Genomic DNA, 22,357 nt, shown 5'->3' with positions numbered 1-22,357 from the left:
GGCTTAGATGTCGTTGTAGCCCAGCGAACGCAGGGCCCGCTCGTCATCGGACCAGCCCCCCTTGACCTTGACCCAGAGGTTGAGCATGACCTTGGAGTCGAACAGCACCTCCATGTCCTTACGTGCTTCCTGGCCAATGCGTTTGATCCGCTCGCCCTTGTCGCCGATGATGATCTTCTTCTGCCCGTCGCGCTCGACCAGGATCAGCGCATGGATATGCAGAATGCGCCCCTCCTGCTTGAATTCCTCGATCTCCACGGTGATCTGGTACGGCAGTTCGGCGCCGAGCTGGCGCATGATCTTCTCGCGCACCAGTTCGGCGGCAAGGAAACGGCTGGAACGGTCGGTGATCTGGTCTTCCGGGAAGAAATGCTCGCCCTCCGGCAGGAAGTCGGCCACCAGTTTTTCCAGGGCATCGAGGTTGTGCCCCTGCTGCGCGGAAATCGGCACGATCTCGGCCTTCGGCAGCTGCTGCTGGAGCCACTCCAGATGCGGCATCAGCTCGATCTTGTCTTCGATGCGATCGGTCTTGTTGATCGCCAGAATCACCGGCCCCTGCACGTACTGGATGCGTTCGAGGACCATCTGATCCTCGTCGGTCCAGCGGGTGCGGTCGACCACGAAGATCACCACGTCGACGTCCTTCAACGCCGCCGAGGCGGTCTTGTTCATGTAGCGGTTGAGGGCCTTGTCGCTGTTCTTGTGCAGGCCGGGGGTATCGACATAGATCGCCTGCACCTCACCCTCGGTCTTGATCCCGAGCATGTTGTGACGGGTGGTCTGCGGCTTGCGCGAAGTGATCGCCAGCTTCTGCCCGAGGATATGGTTGAGCAGGGTCGACTTGCCCACGTTGGGGCGGCCGACGATGGCGACATAGCCACAGCGGGTTACGGGTGCATCAGTCATTGCCATTCTCCACGCCCAGCGCCACGAGGGCGGCGGCGGCGGCGACCTGCTCGGCAATGCGCCGACTGGCGCCCTGCCCCTGGGTATTTTCATTCAACAGGGCCACTTCGCACTGCACGAAGAAGGTTCGGCAGTGCGGCTCGCCCTGAATATCCACCACGTCATAGCGCGGCAGGTCGGTACCGCGCGACTGCAGGAACTCCTGCAGACGGGTTTTCGGATCCTTGTTGGTGTCGACCAGGGTCAGGCTTTCCAGCTCGTTGCTGAGCCAGGCCAGCACGCGCTGGCGCGCCATATCCATGCCGGCATCCAGGTAGATGCCACCGATCAGCGCCTCGAGGGCATCAGCCAGAATCGATTCGCGGCGAAAACCGCCACTCTTCAGCTCGCCGGAGCCCAGACGCAGGTATTCACCCAGATCGAAGCCACGCGCCAGCACTGCCAGTGTCTCGCCTTTGACCAGACGCGCGCGCAAACGCGACAACTGGCCTTCGCGAGCCTGGGGGAAGCGCTCGAACAGCGCCTCGCCAGCGACGAAGTTGAGGATGGCATCACCGAGAAACTCCAGGCGCTCATTGTTGCGCCCGGCGAAGCTGCGGTGGGTAAGGGCCAGGATCAGCAGATCCTGGTTCTGGAAGGTATAACCGAGCTGACGCTCAAGACGGGCTAGAGAGGCACTCACGGCATGCGTACGCGAAATTCTTTGTCGAACCGAGCTACTAGGTCGAGATTTTCAATCAAGGGTTCGCGCTTCTCATATTTGACGTGAACTAGAAACTCACCATTCTCGACGGTGATTTTGATCGACTCTTTCAAGTTCAAATCTCGAATATTGTTAACCATCATTCCACTGCTTAACTTGCTGTAGAAGTCGGAGACCGAACGAATTTCCTGACTGGGCTCTGTTTCTACAGAAGCGATCATCTTCTCCAGCGACATGTAATCCATGTAATGCGGCAGCATCTTGAACGTCATGCTGGCGAAGAATGCCACCACGGCCAGCACGACCAGCCAGCTCAGCATCGACAAGCCTTTCTGCGAATGCGCAAACTTCATGACCACCCTCTCTTATCCCTTTTATCGTAATGCCCGCAGGCCCAGAGCATAACTATATATAAGCTGGCGCAAACCCATTGCACAATGCGCCACACAGATGCCGATTGATCAGTGGATCAGGCCCACCCGGGAGAAATTCGGCAGGCTGCGCAACTTCGGATCCGGCCAGCTCATCCACACGGCGAAGGCCTTGCCGACGATATTGCGATCCGGAACCATGCCCAGCAGCTCCTTGGGAATACGCTTGTCGTTCCAGTAGCGGCTGTCATTGGAGTTGTCGCGGTTGTCGCCCATCATGAAGTAGTGCCCCTGCGGCACCACCCACTCATCGCCCGGCACGTGCAGGTTGCGGCGCAGCTCCTTGCGAATCTGGTGCTCCACCTCGCCCAGCTTTTCCCGGTACAGCGCGGCACTACCCAGACTGCCCGGCTCCTCGCCGAGAAAAGTCTCGGCGATCGGCTGGCCATTGACCAGCAGACGCTTGGCCGTGGTGTAGCTGATCCGGTCGCCGGGCAAACCGACCACGCGCTTGATGTAGTTGATGTTTGGCTCGCTCGGGTAGCGGAACACCATCACGTCGCCACGCTGCGGATCACCCACCTCGATGACCTTGGTATCCACCACCGGCAGGCGGATGCCGTAAGCAAACTTGTTGACCAGGATGAAGTCGCCGATATCCAGGGTCGGCTTCATCGAGCCGGACGGAATCTGGAACGGCTCCAGCAGGAAGGAACGCAGCACCAGCACGATGGCCAGCACCGGGAAAAACGACTTGCCGTACTCGACCAGCAACGGCTCGCGGCTCAGGCTTTGCAGCACCCGCTCGTCCACCTTGTCGACCTGTCCCTCGTAGGTGGCAATCGCCGACCGCCGACGCGGAGCCAGCAGGAGCAGATCGAGCAAGGCCAGGGCACCGCAAACCGCAACGGCAATCACCAGAATCAGAGGGAAATTGAACGACATGGCTATCAGCTATCCACTTTGAGCACGGCAAGGAAGGCTTCCTGGGGAATTTCCACGCTGCCGACCTGCTTCATCCGTTTCTTACCGGCCTTCTGCTTCTCCAGCAGTTTTTTCTTACGGCTCACGTCACCACCGTAGCACTTGGCCAGCACGTTCTTCCTGAGCGCCTTGACGGTTGTCCGCGCGACGATCTGGCCACCAATGGCGGCCTGAATGGCGACGTCGAACATCTGCCTGGGAATCAGCTCTTTCATCTTCTCGGTCAGCGCACGGCCTTTGTAGTGGGCCTTGTCGCGGTGCACGATGAGCGCCAGGGCATCGACCTTCTCGCCGTTGATCAGCACATCCAGCTTGACCAGGTTGGCGCTCTCGAAACGATCGAAGCTGTAGTCCAGCGAGGCGTAACCGCGGCTGACCGACTTCAGGCGGTCGAAGAAGTCCAGCACCACCTCGTTCATCGGCAGGTCATAGCAGACCTGCACCTGGCTGCTGAGGAACTGCATGTCGCGCTGCACGCCGCGCTTCTCGATGCACAGGGTGATGACGTTGCCCAGGTGCTCCTGCGGCACCAGGATGGTGGCCCGCACGATGGGCTCGCGCATATCCTCGACCGACGCCAGATCCGGCAGTTTCGACGGGTTATCGACGTAGATCGTCTCGCCGTTCTTCATCACCACTTCGAACACCACGGTCGGTGCGGTGGTGATCAGGTCCAGGTCGTATTCACGCTCCAGGCGCTCCTGGATGATCTCCATGTGCAGCATGCCGAGGAAGCCGATGCGAAAACCGAAGCCCAGGGCCTCGGAGCTTTCCGGCTCGTACTGCAACGCCGCGTCGTTCAGCGTCAGCTTCTGCAGGGCTTCGCGGAAGTCTTCGAAATCGTCCGAGCTGACCGGGAACAGGCCGGCGTAGACCTGTGGCTTGACCCGTTTGAAGCCCGGCAGCATGTCCACATCGGGGGTGCTCGACAGGGTCAGGGTGTCACCCACCGGCGCACCGTGAATGTCCTTGATGCCGGCGATGATGAAGCCCACCTCGCCGGCCTTGAGATCCTCGGTGGCCGTGTGCTTGGGCGTGAACACGCCGACGCTGTCGACCTGGTGGACCTTGCCGGTGGACTTGACCAGCACCTTGTCGCCCTTCTTGATGCGGCCGTGGCGCACGCGCACCAGCGAGACCACACCCAGGTAGTTGTCGAACCAGGAGTCGATGATCAGGGCCTGCAGCGGCGCCTCGATATCGCCGGTCGGCGGCGGGATCACCGCGACCAGGCGCTCCAGCACCTCGTCCACGCCCATGCCGCTCTTGGCACTGCAGGCCACGGCATCGGTGGCATCGATGCCGATGATGTGTTCGATTTCTTCCTTGACCTTGTCCGGATCGGCCTGCGGCAGGTCCATCTTGTTCAGCACCGGCATGACCTCGAGGCCCTGCTCGATGGCCGTGTAGCAGTTGGCAACCGACTGCGCTTCCACCCCCTGACCGGCATCCACCACCAGCAGCGCGCCTTCGCAGGCCGCCAGCGAGCGACTGACTTCGTAAGTGAAATCGACGTGCCCGGGGGTATCGATGAAGTTCAGCTGGTAGGTCTTACCGTCCCGCGCCTTGTAGTGCAGGGTCACGCTGTGCGCCTTGATGGTGATGCCGCGCTCGCGCTCCAGATCCATGGAATCCAGCACCTGGGCTTCCATTTCGCGCTCGGACAGGCCACCACACATCTGAATGAAGCGGTCGGCCAGGGTCGACTTGCCATGGTCGATGTGGGCGATGATGGAGAAATTGCGGATATGACTCAGGTCACTCACGGATCAACACTCGAAAAAGCCGCAGGCAGGCTGCCCGCCGAAAATAGCCGAGCATTCTACCCGACTGCCGACCATGGCGTCACGCCCGGGCAGCAGGCCACGCGCACAAAAAAGGGCGGTGGAAACCGCCCTTCTCGCTAGACAAACCGCGCTATTCGGCCAACTTGAAGGTGATGAAGCTGGCACGCCCCTGGCGCAGCACGCGCATGGACACCGAACGATTGACCGGCAGCGCCTTGGCGATCTGGGCGAAGGTCTTGGCCGAGTCGATGGCCTGATTGTTCAGGTGGGTGATCACGTCACCGGGACGCAGGCCGATCAGTGCCGCCGGACCATTCTGCACCTCCTTGATCACCACGCCGCCACGCAGATCGAGCGTCTTCTTCTGCTCATCGGTCAGCTCAACCACGGAAACCCCCAGGCGATTGCTGCTGCGCTCGACACCGGCCTCGGCATTGATCGCCACCTCGTCACCCTCTTCCGGCAAGGCCCCGACGCTCATCGACAGGCGCTTGCGCTCGCCCTCGCGCACCACATCCAGCTCGATCATGCTGCCGGGCTTGAGGCCACCGACCAGGTGCGGCAGGTCGGCAGACATGATGATCGGCTGATCATTCATGCCGAGAATGACATCACCCACCTGCAGCCCACCCTTGGCGGCCGGCCCACCTTCCAACACCTGGGCCACCAGCGCCCCGGCCGGCTTCTCCAACCCGAAGGACTCCGCCAGATCCTTGTTCACTTCCTGGATCACCACCCCCAGCCAGCCACGACTGACCTTACCCTCAGCCTTCAACTGATCGGCCACGGCCAGCGCCACATCGATCGGAATTGCGAAAGAAAGGCCCATGAAACCACCGGAGCGGGTGAATATCTGCGAGTTGATGCCGACCACTTCGCCATCCAGGTTGAATAGCGGACCACCCGAGTTGCCCGGGTTGATCGCCACGTCGGTCTGGATGAACGGCACATAGTTCTCGTTCGGCAGGCTGCGCCCCTTGGCGCTGACGATGCCCGCGGTGACGGAGTGATCGAAACCGAAGGGCGAGCCGATGGCCAGCACCCAGGCTCCGACCTTCAGATCGTCGGATTTGCCCAGCTTGACGGTCGGCAGCCCCTTGCCCTCGACCTTGAGCAGCGCCACGTCGGTACGCGGGTCGGCCCCCACCAGCTTGGCTTCCAGCTCACTGCGATCAGACAGGCGCACGATGATCTCGTCGGCATCGGCCACCACATGGTTATTGGTCAGTACATAGCCATCGTCCGAGATGATGAAGCCGGAGCCCAGCGACTGCGCCTCGCGCTGGCGGCCGTTCGGATTGCGCGGTACCTGCGGCAGATTGCGCTCGAAGAACTGGCGAAACTCCGGAGGCAGGCCTTCCAGATCGGGCATCTGCCCCTGAATCGCGGCATTGCGCTGCGGCACGTTCTGCCGCGTGCTGATATTGACCACGGCCGGCGAGGCCGACTCGACCAACTCGGTGAACTCTGGCAATTGTGCCTGCGCCACAGCCACCTGGCCCAACAACAGCAGGGCAAACAGACCGGACACGGAGGATTTCAGGCTAAGCATCGACGACAGCTCCCATCCACAGAAAAGAGTATTCAGCACGCACTGATCAGCATGGCACGCAGCACCACCGGCTGCAGCGCCGGGTCGGCCGCCGTTTGACGACTGCGCCAACGCACGACGAGCCAGCCCACGAACAATCCGGCCAGGCCCAGCACGATCACCAGCGGCTCGGCCAAGTCCAGCGCCTGCGCCAACAAGGCGGCGGCAAACAGGCATACCAGCGGCAGCAGATAGACCAGCAAGGCACCACGCACCAGCAGATCCTCGCGCACACCGATCACCACGGCATCACCCACCTGCACCTGCAGATCGCAGAGGGCGCGCACCAGGCCCCGACTGCGGCCAACGCCCAGCTTGTCCATCAAACCCTGGCCACAACCGGCATTGGCCGAGCAACTGGAGCAGGTGCTCTTGCGCAAGGTCTCGACCCAGACGGCGCCCGTTTCGAGCGCCACGACTCGCCCGCGCTCCTCGATCATTGCGCCGCACCTGCCGCGGAGGGTTGCAGCGCCTGCATGGACAGGGCCACCCGCTCGGCGGTCCCCAGCGGGATCTCACCAACCACCGTGACCATCACATCGCCGTCCGCCGTCGCCATGCGCCGGGACACCACGGCAGTCGGCCCCAATTGGCTGCGCGCATCCTCCACCGCGGCGCCGCGCAGCGGCTCGAGAAAGACCGAGAAGCGCGCCAGGCCATCGTCATACATCAGGCAAGCCACCGGCTCCGAGGATGCCGGACTACGGCGCCGCAAGGCCTGTTGCAGCTCGAAACCCGGCGGCAGCCAGGCGGCACGCCAGGCCTGCGTGGACAGCTCGGCGGCCTTGCTGAAGTTCACCGCCTTGCAGGCCGCACTGGGCTGCAACTGCTCGTCGGCCACCAAGGCCCGAGTATCCAGCTCGATGAACTGGAAGCGCTCGAGCAGCTGCCCCTTCTCACTCAGCAGCAACGACCTGAGCGGCACGGCCGTTTCCTCATCCAGATGCAGCTCGACCGCGTAGCGGTGCTGATCGCGCGGCTTCAGTGCCAGCACTACCGCGGCGCGCCCGGCCACCCGGGAGCGTCCCAGCACACGCAGCTCATAACGCTTGGCCAGCTGCTCCGGAGCCAGCGCGCGAGCCGGCCACTGCACATCGCTGAGCTGGTCGGTCAGGGCGCCACTCACGCACTGCGGACGACCGTCGACGCGCAGCACTTCCTGCGCCGGGCCGTCGAGCTGCAGCAGGCGCTCGCGCACCACGCCGCCCTCGGCCCGATGCCAGATGGCATGGGTGGAAAAGCTGCCGTTGCGCTCGTAAACGAAGGTACCGTGAAAGCTTTGCTCTTCAGCTTTAGCCAGACGACTCAGCCAATCCTGGGCATCGGCAGCCTGGACCGGCAACGCCAGCCAGCTGCCAAACAACACGAGAAACGGGAAGGCGCGCATGGTCCTCCTCAGCGGCTTTCCAGGCTGGCGGCACGCGCATACGGCAGAGCCGAGTCAGCGCCATTGGCAGCCGCCTGCTGCGCATGCTGGCGCAGGTAGGCGGGCAGACGCTGCTCATGCCAGCCGGAAACCGGCTGCTGTACCTTCGGCATACCCTGCACCAGCGGCTCGCTGCTCGTCGTATAGCCCGCCAATACTGCCGGGCCCTGCGCTTGCGGCATCGCCAGAGCGGGCTGCGCGCCCTGCTGGGCCAGCTGCGCGCCAGCCAGCTCGTCCTGATTGTAGAAACGTACGCCCGCCAGCACGGCAACCGTCACCGATGCGGCAACCGCCAGACGCCCGAGGCCGCGCCACGGGGCACGGGAAACCTTGGCCGGCTGCGCCTCATCGGCCAGGGCGGCGGAGACGGCGGCGGCGATATCCAGGCGCGGCTCCCGCAGCTCCTTGTGCATCACCGCACGCGCGACCTGATAACGCGCCCAGGTGGCGCGCAGCTCGGGCTCGTCGCTGGCGGCCAGCACCCGGCGCAGCTCCAGTTCATCCGCTTCGTTATCCATCACCGCGGACAGCGATTCCTGCAGGGCTTCACGACTCATGGCGGTTCCTCTCTCGGCTGTCGCCGCTGTCTCAGGCTTCCTGCAACAGGGGTTGCAGGGACTTATCGATGGCCTCGCGAGCTCGGAAAATCCGCGAGCGCACGGTGCCCACCGGACATTGCATGACATTGGCAATGTCCTCGTAACTCAACCCATCGAACTCGCGCAGAGTCAGCGCCGTGCGCAAATCCTCGGGCAACTGCTGGATGGTGCGGTGCACGGTGGCCTCGACCTCATCACGCAGCAACAGCCGCTCCGGTGACTCGATGTCCTTGAGGGCATGATCCCCCTCATAGAACTCCGCATCCTCGGCACTCACATCACTGTCCGGTGGCCGGCGGCCACGCGAAACCAGATAATTCTTCGCCGTATTGATGGCGATCCGGTACAGCCAGGTATAAAACGCACTGTCGCCGCGAAAATTGCCGAGCGCGCGATAGGCCTTGATAAAGGCCTCCTGCGCGACATCCTGAGCCTCGTGACTGTCGTGCACGAAGCGCACGACCAGCCCCAGAATCTTGTGCTGGTACTTGAGCACCAGCAGATCGAAAGCCCGCTTGTCGCCGCGCTGCACCCGCTCGACCAGTTGCTGATCGTCTTCCTGGGTTAGCATGAATACTCCTCGTGGGGTTCGAAGGAGTTCTGCGTCTGCCAGCAAGTCGTTCTGCCAAGATAGACTCGGACGTTGCGCAAAAGTTCTCCCCCTCCGAACAGGCTTCCTGCAGCGCCTGAGACGCTTGCACGAAACAACGCAACAGGGCCTGCGGCCCTGCTGCCGGATAATCTTTTTACCTGATCGAGGCCGCCCTTCTGGCGGGCTCGATCGGCACCCATGGTGACGGGTGACAGTCTATGGAACCTGAACGTATAAAGAAGTTCCCGATCATTTTAGTCTGTCATAAGGCCGCTATTGTGCCGGCCACCCCCTCTATATACTAGGCGGCGCCCTTTCGCGGAATCAGCAGTAGATGAGCCAACACCATCAGCACGACGTACTCATCATTGGCAGCGGTGCAGCCGGCCTGACCTTGGCCCTGACCTTGCCGCAGCACCTGCGCATCGCCGTGCTGAGCAAGGGCGAGCTGGCCAATGGCTCGACCTACTGGGCCCAGGGCGGGGTTGCCGCCGTGCTGGATGACACCGACACGGTCGAATCCCACGTCGCCGACACCCTCAACGCCGGTGGTGGCCTGTGCCGCGAAGATGCCGTGCGTTTCACCGTCGAGCACAGCCGCGAGGCCATCCAGTGGCTGATCGCCCAAGGCGTGCCCTTCACCCGCGGCGATGAACACGAGCGCGAGGACGGCGGCTTCGAATTCCACCTGACCCGCGAGGGCGGCCACAGCCATCGGCGCATCATTCACGCCGCCGACGCCACCGGCGCCGCCATCTTCAACACCCTGCTGCAGCAGGCGCGCCAGCGGCCCAACATCGAGCTGCTGGAGCAGCGCGTGGCGGTCGACCTGATCACCGAACGCAAGCTCGGCCGCCCCGGCCAGCGCTGCCTCGGCGCCTACGTACTGAACCGCCAGAGCGGCGAAGTCGACACCTGCCACGCGCGCTTCGTCATCCTCGCCACCGGCGGCGCGGCCAAGGTCTACCTGTACACCAGCAATGCCGACGGCGCCTGCGGCGACGGCATCGCCATGGCCTGGCGCGCCGGCTGCCGGGTCGGCAACCTGGAATTCAACCAGTTCCACCCGACCTGCCTGTATCACCCGCAGGCCAAGAACTTCCTGATCACCGAGGCCCTGCGCGGCGAAGGCGCCCTGCTCAAGCTGCCCAATGGCGAACGCTTCATGCCGCGCTTCGACCCGCGCGAAGAGTTGGCCCCGCGCGACATCGTCGCCCGCGCCATCGACCATGAAATGAAGCGCCTGGGCATCGACTGCGTCTACCTGGACATCAGCCACAAGCCCGCCGAATTCATCAAGGCGCACTTCCCCACCGTCTACGAGCGCTGCCTGCAGTTCGGCATCGACATCACCCGCCAGCCCATCCCGGTGGTACCGGCGGCGCACTACACCTGCGGCGGCGTGCTGATCGACAGCAGCGGGCGCACCGACGTCCCCGGTCTGTACGCGATAGGCGAAACCAGTTTCACCGGCCTGCATGGCGCCAATCGCCTGGCCAGTAATTCGCTGCTGGAATGCTTCGTCTACGCCCGCTCGGCCGCCGCCGACATAGTCGCCCAGCTGGATCAGGTGGAGATGCCGAGCGAGCTGCCGACCTGGGACGCCAGCCAGGTGACCGACTCGGACGAGGACGTGATCATCGCGCACAACTGGGACGAACTGCGGCGATTCATGTGGGACTACGTGGGCATCGTGCGCACCAACAAGCGCCTGCAACGCGCCCAGCACCGCGTGCGCCTGCTGCTCAGCGAGATCGACGAGTTCTACAGCAACTACAAGGTCAGCCGCGACCTGATCGAGCTGCGCAACCTGGCCCTGGTCGCCGAGCTGATGATCCGTTCGGCCATGCTGCGCCACGAGAGCCGCGGCCTGCACTACACCCTGGATTACCCGGAGCAGTTGCCGCAAGCCAAGGACACTATTCTGCTGCCGCCCATCTACGGCGACTGAACTTCAGGCGCACCCGCAGGCGCCGGTGCTGCTCCCGCGACAAGGCGTCGCGCGGGATGCACAAGCCGCGCACGCGCCGCTCGCCAGCCAGGCGAAAGCGCAACACCACAAGCAGTGGCAAGGCCAGGCTGTCCGGGCGCAACTGCACCGCCTGCCAGCCATTGGCCCGGCTGTACAGCTGCCAGCCATCCTCATCCCGGCGCAACCCGGTGAAGGCGCGCGGATGAGCGAGCAGCACCTGACGCGGCAACACCCAGGCGGCCTGCGCCAGGCAGCACAGCACGCCCAGGGTAAGCGCCCAGGCCGGAATGGCGACGAGAAACAGGGTCGCCAGCGCCAGGAACAGCGCCAGCAGGTAGCTCGCCAGCAGCAGGCGCGAAGCCTGCCAGTGGCATTCGAAGCCGTTACTTGGGTTGGACACGATCCAGGATCATGCGCACCATGCGCTTGAGGTCGGCATCTTCCGGCTCTTCGCGCTGCATGAACCAGCCGAACATGTCCTGATCCTCGCATTCCAGCAGTTTGCGATAGCGCGCCTGATCCTCGGCATCCAATGTCGCGTACACCTCCTTGACGAAGGGCACCAGCAGCACATCCAGCTCCAGCATGCCGCGACGGCTGTGCCAGAAGAGTCGATTCAGTTCGGTTGCGTCGGCCATACAACGGCTCCTGTGGGAAGGTGCGCAGTATAGCGAGCGGCGGCGCACTCGGCACCCGCTGACAAGCGCGCGGGTCGGCTCTATGATGAGGCCCCAGTCTTCCCTACCTGCGACAGCCAATGGCCGACTCCGCTTTTTTCTGCCCCCTGACCCACGAAGCCCTGCTCGCCGTGCGCGGCGCCGATGCCAGCAAATTCCTCCAGGGCCAGGTCACCTGCAACCTCAACTACCTCGACCCGCAGACCAGCAGCCTCGGCGCCCGCTGCACGCCCAAGGGGCGCATGCTGTCGAGCTTCCGCATCCTCGGCGAAGGCGACGGCTACCTGCTGGCGATGGCCGGCGAGCTGCTCGAGGCGCAACTGGCCGAACTGAAGAAGTATGCGGTGTTCTCCAAATCGACCCTGAGCGACGAATCCGCCGCCTGGGTACGCTTCGGCCTCAGTGGCGGCGATGGCGCGCTGGTCAGCCTGGGCCTCGACCTGCCGCACGCCGCGGATAGCGTGGTGCGCCACAACGGCCTGCTGGCCCTGCGCCTGAGCGATGGCCGCGCCGAACTCTGGGCCCCAGCCGCCGAAGCCGAGACCCTGCACAACCGCCTGGCCGCGCAGCTGCGCGAAGCCCCGCTCAACGACTGGCTGCTCGGCCAGGTGCGCGCCGGCATCGGCCAGGTATTCGGCGCCACCCGCGAACAGCTGATCCCGCAGATGATCAACCTGCAGGCCCTGGGCGGCGTGAGTTTCAAGAAAGGCTGCTACACCGGCCAGGAAATCGTCGCGCGCATGCAGTACCTCGGCAAGCTCAAGCGGCGTCTCTATCGCCTCAGCCTGGTCGCGGGCCCGCTGCCGCCCATCGGCGCCGAATTGTTCTCGCCGGTGCATGGCTCCAGCGTCGGCGAAGTAGTCCTGGCCGCGCACAACGGCACTGGCGGCGAGCTGCTGGCCGTGCTCCAGGAAGATGCCGCCCAGGACGGTCGCATCCGCCTCGACAGCCTCGAAGGCGCGCCGCTGCAGGTGCTCAGCCTGCCCTACGAGCTGGACGGCGACCGCGAGATCCAGCGCTGACTAGAAAACGCATGCATAAGCCGGGGCAAACAAGGTACAACCCGGCGTAACCCTGACCCATGACCCGGCCGCCCTACACTGAGGCGGTCGAGTGAGCCGAGAGCCGAAATGAGCAAGCTTGCCGAAAAAGTCCAACAGGAACTGATCCAGGCCATCGAAAACGATGAACTGGTACTGCCGACCCTACCCGAGGTCGCGCTGAAGGTTCGCGAGGCCGCCGAAGACCCGAACATCAGCATCCAGGCCCTGAGCAAGGTGATCGGCAACGATGCCGCGCTGACCGCGCGCATCATCAAGGTGGTCAACAGCCCGCTGCTGCGCACCAGCAAGGAAATCACCGACCTGCAGATGGCCGTCAGCCGCCTCGGCATCAACTACACCTGCAACCTGGCCACCGGCCTGGCCATGGAACAGATGTTCCAGGCCACCTCCGACGTGGTCGACCGCAAGATGCGCGAAGTGTGGAATAAAAGTACGGAAATAGCCGGCATCTGCCACGTTCTGTGCAAACACTACACCCGCCTGATGCCCGACCAGGCGACCCTCGCCGGCCTGGTGCACCAGATCGGCATCCTGCCGATCCTGACCTACGCCGAAGAGCACAACGAACTGCTGGCCGACTCCATCAGCCTCAACCACGTGATCGAGAAGATCCACCCGATCATCGGCGACAAGATCCTGCGTGCCTGGGAGTTCCCCGAGCCGATCGCCATGGTGCCGGGCCAGCACCTGGACTTCACCCGCAACTCGCCGAAGGTCGATTACGTCGACATCGTCCAGGTCGCCACCCTGCAGAGCTACCTGGGCAGCGAGCACCCCTACACCCAGCTGGACTGGAGCCAGATCCCCGCCTTCGCCAAGCTCGGCCTCGACCCGAACGTCGACATGCAGGCCGACGAAGACCTCTCCGCGGCCATGGAAGCCGCCACCAGCATGCTGCAGTAATTCACTGCAGACGTATTCGCCATCTGCTTCTACGCTATGAACTAGCTCCGCCGCTGCCAGCAGCAGCGGAGCCGCGGCGCCAAGCCGCCGAGGTCTAACGGAATGACCTTGCCCCGTTCAATCTGGGAGAAGGAAGCACCCGATGCGTCTGTTTGCCCTGCTGCTCGCCCTGACTCTGGCCGGCTCCGCCCTGGCCGACAGCATTCGCCTGACCAACGGCGAATGGAGCCCCTATCTGGGCAAGAACCTGCCCCACCACGGAGTCGCCTCGCGCATAGTCGAAGAAGCCTTCGCCCTCGAAGGCGTCCAGGTGCGCTGGGAGTTCTATCCCTGGGCCCGCGCCCTGCGCAGCGCCGAGCATGGCAAGAGCGATGGCGCCGCCGTCTGGCTGCGCAGCCCAGAGCGTGAGGCCGCTTTCTACATCAGCGACCCGGTGGTGGACAGCAGCTACTACCTGTTCCACCGCAAGGACCAGCCCTTCGACTGGCAGCAGGTTGACGACCTGCAAGGCAAGCGGATCGGCGGCGCCATCGACTACGACTACGGCCAGGCCTTCCAGCAGGCGGAAAACAGCGGGCGACTGCAGGTGCAGCGCCTGAGCAGCGAGGAGCAGGGGTTGCGCATGCTGCTGGCCGGACGCCTGGATGTCTTCCCGATGGACAAGGTGGTGGCCTTCGACCTGCTGCACAGCCAGTTCAACGCCGCCGAACGGCGCCAGTTGAGCTTCCACCCGTTGCCGCTGCGCAGCGACAGCCTGCACCTGCTGCTGTCGCGCAAGGTGGCCGGCAACGAGGCCATGCTGCAACGCTTCAACCAGGGCCTGCAGCAGCTGCGCGCCAGCGGCAAGGTCAGCCAGTACCTGCTGGAAATCCAGCAACCGCTGAGCCTGAGCCACTGATCAGAGCGGCGCCGCCGGGAAACTCACCCGCACCAACAAACCGCCGTCACGCCCCGCATCCAGACTGATCTGCGCCAGGTGGGCGCGACAGATCTCGCCGACGATCGCCAGCCCCAGCCCGGCACCGCCAACCTGCGGGTTGCGCCGATAGAAACGCTCGAAGACCCTCTCCCGCTCCTGCGGCGGAATGCCCGGACCGTCGTCCTCGACCTCCAGCAGCGCCGGCGCCAGCACCCGCAGGATCACATTGCCGCCCGCCGGGGTGTGGGCCAGGGCGTTGTCCACCAGGTTGTAGACCAGTTCGTTGAGCAGGGTCGGCTCGCCGTGGATACATACGCCTTCCTCGGCCTCCAGGGCCAGAGCGATGCCGCGCTGATGGGCCAGCGGCGCCAGGGCCATGGCCAGCTCGCGTACCAGCAGACTCAGCTCGACCCGCTCGGCGCCGCCCTCGGCGATGGCCCGCGCGCCGCGCTCGATGCGCGCCAGCGACAGCAGCTGGTTGGCCAGGTGGGTCAGGCGGTCGGTGCTCTGCGCGGCCTTCTCCAGGGTACTGTGCCACAGCGCCGGCTCGCGCTCGCGCAGGCCCAGCTCGATGCGCGCCTTGAGCGCCGCCAGCGGCGTGCGCAGCTCGTGGGAGGCATCGGCGATGAACTGCGCCTGGCGCTCGAACTGCACACGCAGGCGCTCGGTGAAGTGGTTGAGGGAGGCCACCAGCGGGCGCAATTCATCCTGCGCCTCGACCAGCGGCAGCGGCCGCAGATCGTCCGGCTGACGCTCCTCGACCGCCGCGCGCAGGCGCTCCAGCGGCCGCAGGGCGGCGCTCACCGCCAGCCACACCAGGGCCAGGCTGACCAGCGCCAGCAGGCCCATGCGCCACAGGGTGTCGAGCAGCAGGCCACGGGCCATGCGCTCGCGCGCACCCTCGGTCTCGGCCACGCGGATCTCCGCCATGCCGTTCATCTGCGGCTCGCTGACCGGCTGCAGCAGGCTGACCACGCGCACGCCGACGCCCTGGAACTCGCCGTCGTAGAAGCGCGCCAGGGCCGGGTAATCGTCGGTGCGCGGGGTTCCGGGGGGCGGCGCCGGCAGGGCGTCGTAGCCCGAGACCAGGCGCCCCTGCAGGTCGCTGACCTGATAGAAGATACGCCCCTCGCTGTCGTAGGCGAACACATCCAGGGCCACGTAGGGCACGTCGGCACGCAGACTGCCGTCCTCGGCATACAGGCCGTCGGCAATGGCCCGCGCCGAGGCCAGCAGGGTGCGGTCATAGGCCGCGTCCGCCGCCTCGCGACCGTTCCAGTAGGCGCTCAGGCTGCCGATCAGCAGCGGAATGGCCAGCAGCGCGGCGAGGCGCCGCAGCAGCCGGCCACGCAGGCTGCCCGCCGCCAGCTCATTCACCGGTGGACTCCAGCAGGTAGCCCAGGCCACGGAAGGTGACGATGCGCACGCTGTCGCCTTCCAGCTTCTTGCGCAGGCGATGCACGTAGATCTCGATGGCGTCGGCGCTGGCCTCCTCGTCCAGGCCGAACACCTGGTCGGCCAGCTGCTCCTTGCTCATCACCCGCCCGGGACGGGCGATCAGCGCCTCCAGCACCGCCTGCTCGCGCGAGGTCAGGTTGAGCAGCTGCTCGTGCAGGCTGAAACGCCGGGTGCCCAGGTCATAGACCAGCGCCCCGCAGCGCTGCTGGGCCTCGCCACCGAGCACGCTGCGCCGCAGCAGGGCCTTGACCCGCGCCTCCAGCTCGGTCAGCTCGAAGGGCTTGGCCAGGTAGTCATCGGCGCCCAGGTTGAGCCCATGCACCCGATCCTTGACCTCGCCGCGGGCGGTCAGCATCAGCACCGGCAGGGTCTTGCCGCGCCCGCGCAGGCGTGCCAGCACCTCGAAGCCGTCCAGCCGCGGCAGGCCGACATCCAGCACCGCCAGGGCGTAGTCCTCGCTGGCCAGGGCATGCTCGGCGGCGATGCCGTCGTGCAGCACGTCCACGGTCAATCCGGTGCCGCGCAGGGCCTGGGCCACGCTTTCGGCCAGGGGCAGATGGTCCTCGACCAGCAGGATTCGCACGGTGATGGCACTCCACACACTTGTTGTTATGAGAATCCGCCGCGATCTGCTGCGCGTCGATCATGCGGCTTTGAAAGCGGGCTCGGGCTGCTCATTTACCGCTCGTAAACTCCGCGCCCTCGCCCACTTTCGCCTTGCCTGACTCTAGCTCGCGAGATCGGCGGCGAATTCTAAGGCGAGTGTAACGGCGCAAACGCCTGTGCGAACGCCGCAAGAACTTTCTTTCAGGCTGAAAGCCTGGCGAAAGTTTCGCCCCCTAGGATCGCGACCAGGGTGGCTAGAACCACCCACAGAACGCCGGCTGCGTGGTTGCGCCGGCGTGACAAAAACAATATTCGGAGACCACATATGCGTACTGCCTCCCGGCAGGCCTCCGCGCCTGTCCGCCGCTTCAGCCTCACCCTGCTCGCCTGTGCCCTGGCACCCGCCGCCCATGCCGCCTTCGTCGAAGACAGCAGCGCCAGCCTGACCACCACCAATATCTACCTCAACCGCGACTTCCGTGAAGGCGATGGCCAGAACAAGCGCGAGGAATGGGGCCAGGGCTTCCTGCTCGACATCCAGTCCGGCTACAGCGAAGGCACCGTTGGCTTCGGCCTCGACGCCCTCGGCATGCTCGGGGTCAAGCTGGACTCCGGTGGCGGCCGCACCGGCACCGACCTGCTGCCGGTGCAGGACGACGGCGGCACCCCGGACACCTTCGGCCGCCTGGGCCTGACCGCCAAGGTGAAGGTCTCCGCAAGCGAGTTCCGCTACGGCTCGCACATCCCCGAGCTGCCGGTGGTCAAGGCCAGCGACAGCCGCCTGCTGCCGCAGGTGTTCGAAGGCGGCCTGCTGACCTCCAGCGAGCTCGACAACCTGAGTTTCACCGGCGGACGCCTGGACAAGGTGATCGACCGCGCCTCGACCAACTCCGAGGACCTGATCCTCAACAGCAAGAACAAGCGCTTCGCCAGCGGCGTGACGGCCGAGCACATGGACCTGGCCGGCTTCGATTACAGCTTCGCCAAGGGCCTGACCGGGCGCTACTACTATGCCGACGTCGAGGACATCTACCGCCAGCACTTCCTCGGCCTGCTGGCCAGCCAGCCATTGGGCGGCGGCACCCTGAGCGCCGACCTGCGCGTCTCGATCAGCGACGACAGCGGCGCAGCCCAGGCCGGCACCGTCGACAACACCGCCTGGAACGGCCTGCTCGCCTACGCCCACAGCGGCCACAAGCTGAGCCTGGGTTACCAGCACCTGTCCGGCGACACCGGCTTTGCCTACATCGATGGCAGCGACCCGTTCCTGGTCAACTTCGTGCAGATCAACGACTTCGCCAACGCCGACGAGCGTTCCTGGCAGGCCCGTTACGACTTCGACTTCGCCCGCCTCGGCGTGCCCGGCCTGAGCTTCCTCACCCGCTACGTGCACGGCGACAACGCCACGGTGGCCGGCAGCACGGAGGAAGGCAGCGAGTGGGAGCGCGACATCGAACTCAAGTACGTGGTGCAGAACGGCCCGCTCAAAGACCTCTACGTGCGCCTGCGCAACGCCAGCTTCCGTTCCAGCTTCGCCCGCGACGCGGACGAGAACCGCGTGATCGTCGGCTACTCCCTGCCGATCTGGTAAGCCACAATAAAACTCCACAGGAGATAGATGATGAAAACTGCCCTGTCCCGCATCGCCCTGGCCTTCGCCACCCTGGCCCTGTCCGGCCAACTGCTGGCCGAACCCAAGCGCCCCGAATGCATCGCCCCGGCCAAACCCGGCGGCGGTTTCGACCTGACCTGCAAGCTGGCCCAGAGCGGCCTGAAAGACAACGGCCTGCTCAAGGCGCCGATGCGCGTCACCTACATGCCCGGCGGCGTCGGCGCGGTGGCCTACAACGCCGTGGTCGCCCAGCGACCGAAGGACGCCGGGACCATCACCGCCTTCTCCTCCGGCTCCCTGCTCAACCTGGCCCAGGGCAAGTTCGGCCGCTATGACGAGAACGCCGTGCGCTGGCTGGCCGGCATCGGCACCGACTACGGCGCCATCAGCGTACGCGCCGACTCGCCCTACCAGACCCTCGACGATCTGGTCCAGGCGCTGAAGAAGGACCCGGGCAGCATCGTCTTCGGTGCCGGCGCCACCATCGGCGGCCAGGACTGGATGCAGACCGCGCTGATCGCCCGCGCCGCCGGCATCGACCCGCAGAAGCTGCGCTACGTGGCCTTCGAGGGCGGCGGCGAGACCCTCACCGCCATGCTCGGCGGCCATGTCCAGGTCACTTCCAGCGGCCTCGGCGAAGTCACCCCGCAACTGGCGGCGAACAAGATCCGCGTCATCGCCGTGCTCTCCGACGAGCGCCTGCCGGGCAAGCTGGCGGCCATCCCGACCGCCAGGGAACAGGGCTACGACATCAGCTGGCCGGTGATCCGCGGCTTCTACATGGGCCCGGAGGTCAGCGACGCGGACTTCGCCTGGTGGAAGGGCCAGTTCGACACCCTGCTGGCCAGCCCCGAGTTCGCCAAGCTGCGCGAGCAGCGCGACCTGTTCCCGCTGAGCATGACCGGCGACGAGCTGAAGGCCTACGTGTTCAAGCAGGTGCAGGACTACAAGGCGCTGGCCGGCGAGTTCGGCCTGGTCCAGTAGGGAAGCTGCTGCGCTAGGAAAAGCTGTGTTGGAAGGCGGCTCGGCTCGGTCATTGGGTTGACCCAACTCCCTCCCCTCGCCGCCTTCCGCCTTGCCTTTCCGTCGCTCGCGACGCTTCCCCCTTCCGCTATAACCAGAGGAACTCCTCATGTACGTCCGCCTGTTCGCCGCGGTGTGGCTGCTCGCCTGCGCCTTTCTCGCCGTGGTCGCCTGGGGCTTCCAGGCGCCCTTTTCCTACGACCCGGTCGGCCCGCGCGCCTACCCCCTGCTGCTGCTGGGCCTGATGGCCGTGGCCGCCCTGTGGCTGCTGTGCAAGCCGAGCGGCGAGCCGACCCTGCCGATTTCCTGGGTGCTGGCACGCAAGGTCGGCCTGTGCGTCGGCGCCCTGCTGGCCTACTCCCTGCTGTTCGAGCCGCTGGGCTTCGTCCTCAGCACCGCCCTGGCCGGCTTCAGCCTCGGCCTGCTGTTCGGTGGCCGCCTGCTGCCCAGCGCCCTCAGCGGCCTGCTGATGGGCACCCTGCTGTACGGCCTGTTCGACTATCTGCTGGACGTGCCGCTGCCGCTCGGCCTGTTCACCGCCTTCGTGGAGAGCTGAAATGGAAACGCTGAATTTCTTGATGCAGGGCTTCGATGTCGCCTTGCGTCCGACCAACCTGCTGGTGGCGCTGTTCGGCGCCTTCGTCGGCACCGTGGTCGGCCTGCTGCCGGGCCTGGGGCCGATCAACGGCGTGGCCATCCTGCTGCCGCTGGCCTTCGCCCTCGGCCTGCCGCCGGAGACCGCGCTAATCCTGCTGGCCGCCGTGTACCTGGGTTGCGAGTACGGCGGGCGCATCTCGGCGATCCTGCTCAACGTGCCGGGCGACGCCGCGGCCATCATGACCACCCTCGACGGCTACCCACTGGCGCGCCAGGGCAAGGGCGGCATCGCCCTGTCGCTGTCGGCCATGAGCTCGTTCATCGGCAGCACCATCGCCACCATCGGCGTCGTGTTGTTCGCGCCGATCCTGGCCAACTGGGCGGTGGCCTTCGGCCCGGCCGAGTACTTCATGCTGATGGTGTTCGCCATCGCCTGCCTGGGCGGCATGGTCGGCGACAAGCCGGTCAAGACCCTGCTCGCCGCGCTGATCGGCCTGGGCCTGGCCACGGTCGGGGTGGATGCCACCACCGGGGTGTACCGCTTCACCTTCGACAGCATCGGCCTGTCCGACGGCATCCAGTTCGTCATCGTGGTGATCGGCCTGTTCAGCGTCAGCGAGGTGCTGCTGATGCTCGAACACACCACCAAGGGGCAGAAGGCGGTCAAGGCCAGCGGACGCATGCTGTTCAACGCCCGCGAGTTCGCCAGTGTCTGGTGGACCACCCTGCGCAGCTCCCTGGCCGGCTTCGTCATCGGTGTGCTGCCGGGGGCCGGGGCGACCATCGCCAGCGCCATCACCTACATGAGCGAGAAGCGCCTGGCCGGCAACTCCGGCCGCTTCGGCGAGGGCGACCTGCGCGGCGTGGCGGCCCCGGAGGCGGCCAACAACGCCTCGGCCTGCGGCTCGCTGATCCCCATGCTGACCCTCGGCGTGCCGGGTTCGGGCACCACCGCGGTGATGATCGGCGCCCTGAGCCTGTACAACATCACCCCCGGCCCGCTCTTGTTCGAGCAGCAGCCGGACGTGGTCTGGGGCCTGATCGCCTCGCTGTTCATCGGCAACATCATCCTGCTGGCGATGAACATCCCGCTGGTCGGCCTGTTCGCCCGCATGCTCAGCGTGCCGAGCTGGATCCTGGTGCCGGCCATCACCATCGTCAGCCTGGTCGGTGTGTACGCGGTGCACAGCACCACCTTCGACCTGGTGCTGATGATCGGCCTCGGCGTGTTCGGCTACCTGCTGCGCAAGATGGACTTCCCGCTGTCGTCGCTGATCCTCGGCTTCGTCCTCGGCGAGCTGATGGAGTCCAACCTGCGCCGCGCCCTGTCGATCAGCAACGGCGACCTGGCGATCCTCTGGTCCAGCCCGATCACCGTCGCGCTGTGGGCCCTGGCCGTGCTGATGCTGGCCCTGCCCGGCCTGCGCTGGCTGCGCAGCCGCCGCAAGCTGCGCGCCGCGCATGCCTAAGGGGTGGCTCACGCCGCTGGCCGGCGCGGCCGGCGGCGCTTTGGCCAGCCTGATCGGCTGGCCTTTGCCGTGGATGGTCGGCTCCCTGCTGGCGGTGATCCTGCTGCGCTGCCTGGCGGGGCTGGACCTGCGCGAAGTGCCCGGCGCGCGCAAGGGCGGGCAGTGGCTGGTGGGCACCGGCATCGGCCTGCACTTCAGCCCGGCGGTGCTGCAGCAGGTGCTGGCCCACGGCGGCCTGCTGCTGGCCGGCGCCCTGCTCACCAGCCTGACCTGCCTGATCGGCATCCACCTGCTGCGCGCGGCCGGGCACGACCGCGCCACCGCCTTCTTCGCCAGCATGCCCGGCGGCGCCAGCGAGATGGTCAACCTCGGCCAGCGCAACGGCGCCCAGGCCGGCGAGGTGGCGGCCGCACAGAGCCTGCGCCTGCTGCTGGTGGTGCTCTGCGTGCCGGCGCTGTTCCAGTGCTGGCTGGGCGCGGCGCCAGCCCTGGCGCCTGGCGCAGGAACTGTGGATGTACCCTTGCTCGCCCTGCTGCTGGCCGGCGGCGCCGGCCTGGCCCTGCTCGGCCAGCGCCTGCGCCAGCCCAACCCCTGGCTGCTCGGGCCGATCCTGGTCAGCGCCCTGGGGGCGATCCTACTGGAGCGCAACCTGAGCCTGCCGGCCGGCACCAGCCAGGTCGGCCAGTGGCTGATCGGCAGCGCCCTGGGCTGCCACTTCAGCCGTGAATTCTTCCGCCGCGCGCCGCGCTTCGTCGCCCTGGTGCTGCTGGCCACCCTGCTGGCCATGCTCGCCGCCGCCCTGGGCGCCGAGGCGCTGAGCTGGCTGGGCGCGCTGGATCACCGCGCGCTGCTGCTGGGCATGATGCCCGGCGGCATCGCCGAGCTGAGCCTGACCGCCGAGGCCCTGGCCCTGTCGGTACCGCTGATCACCGGGCTGCAGGTGCTGCGCCTGCTGTGCGTGCTGTTCCTCGCCGAGCCGCTGTTCCGCCTGTGGCAGCGCCGCCACCAGACCTGATCCGGTTTCCTCGAGCCACGCTTGACCCGCCCCGTGCGGGTCTTTTTTTGCCCGCGACCGCAGGGTGCGCACGGCGCCCCCTA

23 protein-coding genes are annotated in these 22,357 nt (G+C 65.8%); 9 read left to right on the top strand and 14 right to left on the bottom strand.

Annotation, left to right across the window (positions count from 1 at the left end; genetic code table 11):
* Positions 1-3: 3 nt before the first annotated feature.
* The 10 genes from era to rpoE all read right to left on the bottom strand — a co-directional run bounded on the left by era (position 4) and on the right by rpoE (position 8,938).
* The gene (gene era, locus F3I16_RS17955; RefSeq protein ID WP_160080955.1) at positions 4-906 is read right to left on the bottom strand and encodes a GTPase Era; all 903 of its coding nucleotides are present in this window, start codon (positions 904-906) and stop codon (positions 4-6) included.
* Positions 899-1,588 carry a ribonuclease III gene (rnc, locus tag F3I16_RS17950; protein ID WP_160080957.1) on the bottom strand — a complete coding sequence of 230 codons (690 nt, stop codon included), beginning with the start codon at positions 1,586-1,588 and terminating at the stop codon, positions 899-901. The genes era and rnc overlap by 8 nt, the downstream gene beginning before the upstream one ends.
* On the bottom strand, positions 1,585-1,962 hold the full coding sequence (locus tag F3I16_RS17945; protein WP_160490317.1) for a DUF4845 domain-containing protein: 378 nt from the start codon (positions 1,960-1,962) through the stop codon (positions 1,585-1,587). Before F3I16_RS17945 ends, rnc begins: the two co-directional genes overlap by 4 nt.
* Positions 1,963-2,070: 108 nt before the next feature.
* Positions 2,071-2,925, bottom strand: coding sequence for a signal peptidase I (lepB, locus tag F3I16_RS17940; RefSeq protein WP_160494913.1), 855 nt, complete (start codon positions 2,923-2,925; stop codon positions 2,071-2,073).
* 5 nt (positions 2,926-2,930) lie between these two features.
* The gene (lepA, locus tag F3I16_RS17935) at positions 2,931-4,730 is read right to left on the bottom strand and encodes a translation elongation factor 4 (protein ID WP_160490315.1); all 1,800 of its coding nucleotides are present in this window, start codon (positions 4,728-4,730) and stop codon (positions 2,931-2,933) included.
* Between the two features lie 151 nt (positions 4,731-4,881).
* Positions 4,882-6,303, bottom strand: coding sequence for a DegQ family serine endoprotease (locus F3I16_RS17930; protein ID WP_160494912.1), 1,422 nt, complete (start codon positions 6,301-6,303; stop codon positions 4,882-4,884).
* 32 nt (positions 6,304-6,335) lie between these two features.
* Complete coding sequence (locus F3I16_RS17925) at positions 6,336-6,782, bottom strand: SoxR reducing system RseC family protein (RefSeq protein WP_160494911.1); 447 nt, start codon at positions 6,780-6,782, stop codon at positions 6,336-6,338.
* The gene (locus F3I16_RS17920; protein ID WP_160494910.1) at positions 6,779-7,729 is read right to left on the bottom strand and encodes a MucB/RseB C-terminal domain-containing protein; all 951 of its coding nucleotides are present in this window, start codon (positions 7,727-7,729) and stop codon (positions 6,779-6,781) included. Before F3I16_RS17920 ends, F3I16_RS17925 begins: the two co-directional genes overlap by 4 nt.
* A gap of 8 nt (positions 7,730-7,737) precedes the next feature.
* Entirely contained in the window at positions 7,738-8,325 is a 588-nt protein-coding gene (locus F3I16_RS17915; RefSeq protein ID WP_160494909.1) for a sigma-E factor negative regulatory protein, read from the bottom strand.
* Positions 8,326-8,356: 31 nt separating this feature from the next.
* Entirely contained in the window at positions 8,357-8,938 is a 582-nt protein-coding gene (gene rpoE, locus F3I16_RS17910) for an RNA polymerase sigma factor RpoE (RefSeq protein ID WP_160080973.1), read from the bottom strand.
* A gap of 355 nt (positions 8,939-9,293) precedes the next feature.
* Here rpoE and nadB point away from each other — a divergent pair, with 355 nt between their 5' ends.
* A complete protein-coding gene (gene nadB / locus F3I16_RS17905; protein ID WP_160490310.1) occupies positions 9,294-10,910 on the top strand; it encodes an L-aspartate oxidase in 1,617 nt (538 codons plus the stop codon).
* On the opposite strand, the gene F3I16_RS17900 is transcribed toward nadB, so the two are convergent.
* Positions 10,879-11,331, bottom strand: coding sequence for a protein YgfX (locus F3I16_RS17900; RefSeq protein WP_160494908.1), 453 nt, complete (start codon positions 11,329-11,331; stop codon positions 10,879-10,881). The two genes, nadB and F3I16_RS17900, sit on opposite strands and share 32 nt — an antisense overlap.
* Positions 11,315-11,569: a succinate dehydrogenase assembly factor 2 gene (locus F3I16_RS17895; RefSeq protein ID WP_160490308.1), complete on the bottom strand. Its 255-nt coding sequence runs from the start codon at positions 11,567-11,569 to the stop codon at positions 11,315-11,317. Before F3I16_RS17895 ends, F3I16_RS17900 begins: the two co-directional genes overlap by 17 nt.
* Positions 11,570-11,688: 119 nt before the next feature.
* On the opposite strand from F3I16_RS17895, the gene F3I16_RS17890 reads away from it, so the two are divergent.
* The 3 genes from F3I16_RS17890 to F3I16_RS17880 all read left to right on the top strand — a co-directional run bounded on the left by F3I16_RS17890 (position 11,689) and on the right by F3I16_RS17880 (position 14,473).
* Positions 11,689-12,630 (top strand): folate-binding protein YgfZ, encoded by a 942-nt coding sequence (locus F3I16_RS17890; protein WP_160494907.1) that lies wholly within the window; start codon positions 11,689-11,691, stop codon positions 12,628-12,630.
* A 108-nt stretch (positions 12,631-12,738) separates the two neighbouring features.
* Positions 12,739-13,575 (top strand): HDOD domain-containing protein, encoded by an 837-nt coding sequence (locus tag F3I16_RS17885; protein WP_160494906.1) that lies wholly within the window; start codon positions 12,739-12,741, stop codon positions 13,573-13,575.
* A 142-nt stretch (positions 13,576-13,717) separates the two neighbouring features.
* Positions 13,718-14,473 (top strand): ABC transporter substrate-binding protein, encoded by a 756-nt coding sequence (locus F3I16_RS17880; RefSeq protein WP_160494905.1) that lies wholly within the window; start codon positions 13,718-13,720, stop codon positions 14,471-14,473.
* Here the strand turns inward: F3I16_RS17880 and F3I16_RS17875 are convergent, their stop codons facing one another.
* Together F3I16_RS17875 and F3I16_RS17870 are read right to left on the bottom strand one after the other, a co-directional pair.
* Positions 14,474-15,862, bottom strand: a complete 1,389-nt coding sequence (locus F3I16_RS17875) for a sensor histidine kinase (RefSeq protein WP_160494948.1) — start codon at positions 15,860-15,862, stop codon at positions 14,474-14,476.
* Position 15,863: 1 nt separating this feature from the next.
* The gene (locus F3I16_RS17870; protein ID WP_160494904.1) at positions 15,864-16,535 is read right to left on the bottom strand and encodes a response regulator; all 672 of its coding nucleotides are present in this window, start codon (positions 16,533-16,535) and stop codon (positions 15,864-15,866) included.
* Between the two features lie 348 nt (positions 16,536-16,883).
* On the opposite strand from F3I16_RS17870, the gene F3I16_RS17865 reads away from it, so the two are divergent.
* The 5 genes from F3I16_RS17865 to F3I16_RS17845 all read left to right on the top strand — a co-directional run bounded on the left by F3I16_RS17865 (position 16,884) and on the right by F3I16_RS17845 (position 22,274).
* Complete coding sequence (locus tag F3I16_RS17865; protein WP_160494903.1) at positions 16,884-18,149, top strand: OprD family porin; 1,266 nt, start codon at positions 16,884-16,886, stop codon at positions 18,147-18,149.
* A 30-nt stretch (positions 18,150-18,179) separates the two neighbouring features.
* Positions 18,180-19,154 (top strand): tripartite tricarboxylate transporter substrate binding protein, encoded by a 975-nt coding sequence (locus F3I16_RS17860; RefSeq protein ID WP_160494902.1) that lies wholly within the window; start codon positions 18,180-18,182, stop codon positions 19,152-19,154.
* A gap of 148 nt (positions 19,155-19,302) precedes the next feature.
* Complete coding sequence (locus F3I16_RS17855) at positions 19,303-19,749, top strand: tripartite tricarboxylate transporter TctB family protein (protein ID WP_160494901.1); 447 nt, start codon at positions 19,303-19,305, stop codon at positions 19,747-19,749.
* A 1-nt stretch (position 19,750) separates the two neighbouring features.
* A complete protein-coding gene (locus F3I16_RS17850; RefSeq protein WP_160494900.1) occupies positions 19,751-21,259 on the top strand; it encodes a tripartite tricarboxylate transporter permease in 1,509 nt (502 codons plus the stop codon).
* Positions 21,252-22,274, top strand: a complete 1,023-nt coding sequence (locus tag F3I16_RS17845) for an AbrB family transcriptional regulator (protein ID WP_160494899.1) — start codon at positions 21,252-21,254, stop codon at positions 22,272-22,274. The genes F3I16_RS17850 and F3I16_RS17845 overlap by 8 nt, the downstream gene beginning before the upstream one ends.
* Positions 22,275-22,357: the final 83 nt, after the last annotated feature.

The sequence above is a fragment of the Pseudomonas sp. L-22-4S-12 genome (assembly GCF_009799935.1).
Lineage (GTDB): Bacteria > Pseudomonadota > Gammaproteobacteria > Pseudomonadales > Pseudomonadaceae > Aquipseudomonas.
Note: the sequence above shows the minus strand (reverse complement) of the source record. Positions and strands in the feature narration are given on the sequence as shown.

Bases quoted from the DNA above. Each gene is read 5' to 3' on its own strand.
- F3I16_RS17885 (WP_160494906.1), top strand. From the start codon at position 12,739: ATGAGCAAGCTTGCCGAAAAAGTCCAACAGGAACTGATCCAGGCCATC.
- F3I16_RS17930 (WP_160494912.1), bottom strand. From the start codon at position 6,303: ATGCTTAGCCTGAAATCCTCCGTGTCCGGTCTGTTTGCCCTGCTGTTG.
- F3I16_RS17945 (WP_160490317.1), bottom strand. From the start codon at position 1,962: ATGAAGTTTGCGCATTCGCAGAAAGGCTTGTCGATGCTGAGCTGGCTG.
- F3I16_RS17890 (WP_160494907.1), top strand. From the start codon at position 11,689: ATGGCCGACTCCGCTTTTTTCTGCCCCCTGACCCACGAAGCCCTGCTC.
- F3I16_RS17855 (WP_160494901.1), top strand. From the start codon at position 19,303: ATGTACGTCCGCCTGTTCGCCGCGGTGTGGCTGCTCGCCTGCGCCTTT.
- F3I16_RS17850 (WP_160494900.1), top strand. From the start codon at position 19,751: ATGGAAACGCTGAATTTCTTGATGCAGGGCTTCGATGTCGCCTTGCGT.
- F3I16_RS17895 (WP_160490308.1), bottom strand. From the start codon at position 11,569: ATGGCCGACGCAACCGAACTGAATCGACTCTTCTGGCACAGCCGTCGC.
- F3I16_RS17925 (WP_160494911.1), bottom strand. From the start codon at position 6,782: ATGATCGAGGAGCGCGGGCGAGTCGTGGCGCTCGAAACGGGCGCCGTC.
- nadB (WP_160490310.1), top strand. From the start codon at position 9,294: ATGAGCCAACACCATCAGCACGACGTACTCATCATTGGCAGCGGTGCA.
- F3I16_RS17865 (WP_160494903.1), top strand. From the start codon at position 16,884: ATGCGTACTGCCTCCCGGCAGGCCTCCGCGCCTGTCCGCCGCTTCAGC.
- lepB (WP_160494913.1), bottom strand. From the start codon at position 2,925: ATGTCGTTCAATTTCCCTCTGATTCTGGTGATTGCCGTTGCGGTTTGC.
- F3I16_RS17915 (WP_160494909.1), bottom strand. From the start codon at position 8,325: ATGAGTCGTGAAGCCCTGCAGGAATCGCTGTCCGCGGTGATGGATAAC.
- F3I16_RS17880 (WP_160494905.1), top strand. From the start codon at position 13,718: ATGCGTCTGTTTGCCCTGCTGCTCGCCCTGACTCTGGCCGGCTCCGCC.
- F3I16_RS17920 (WP_160494910.1), bottom strand. From the start codon at position 7,729: ATGCGCGCCTTCCCGTTTCTCGTGTTGTTTGGCAGCTGGCTGGCGTTG.
- F3I16_RS17845 (WP_160494899.1), top strand. From the start codon at position 21,252: ATGCCTAAGGGGTGGCTCACGCCGCTGGCCGGCGCGGCCGGCGGCGCT.
- F3I16_RS17860 (WP_160494902.1), top strand. From the start codon at position 18,180: ATGAAAACTGCCCTGTCCCGCATCGCCCTGGCCTTCGCCACCCTGGCC.
- era (WP_160080955.1), bottom strand. From the start codon at position 906: ATGACTGATGCACCCGTAACCCGCTGTGGCTATGTCGCCATCGTCGGC.
- rpoE (WP_160080973.1), bottom strand. From the start codon at position 8,938: ATGCTAACCCAGGAAGACGATCAGCAACTGGTCGAGCGGGTGCAGCGC.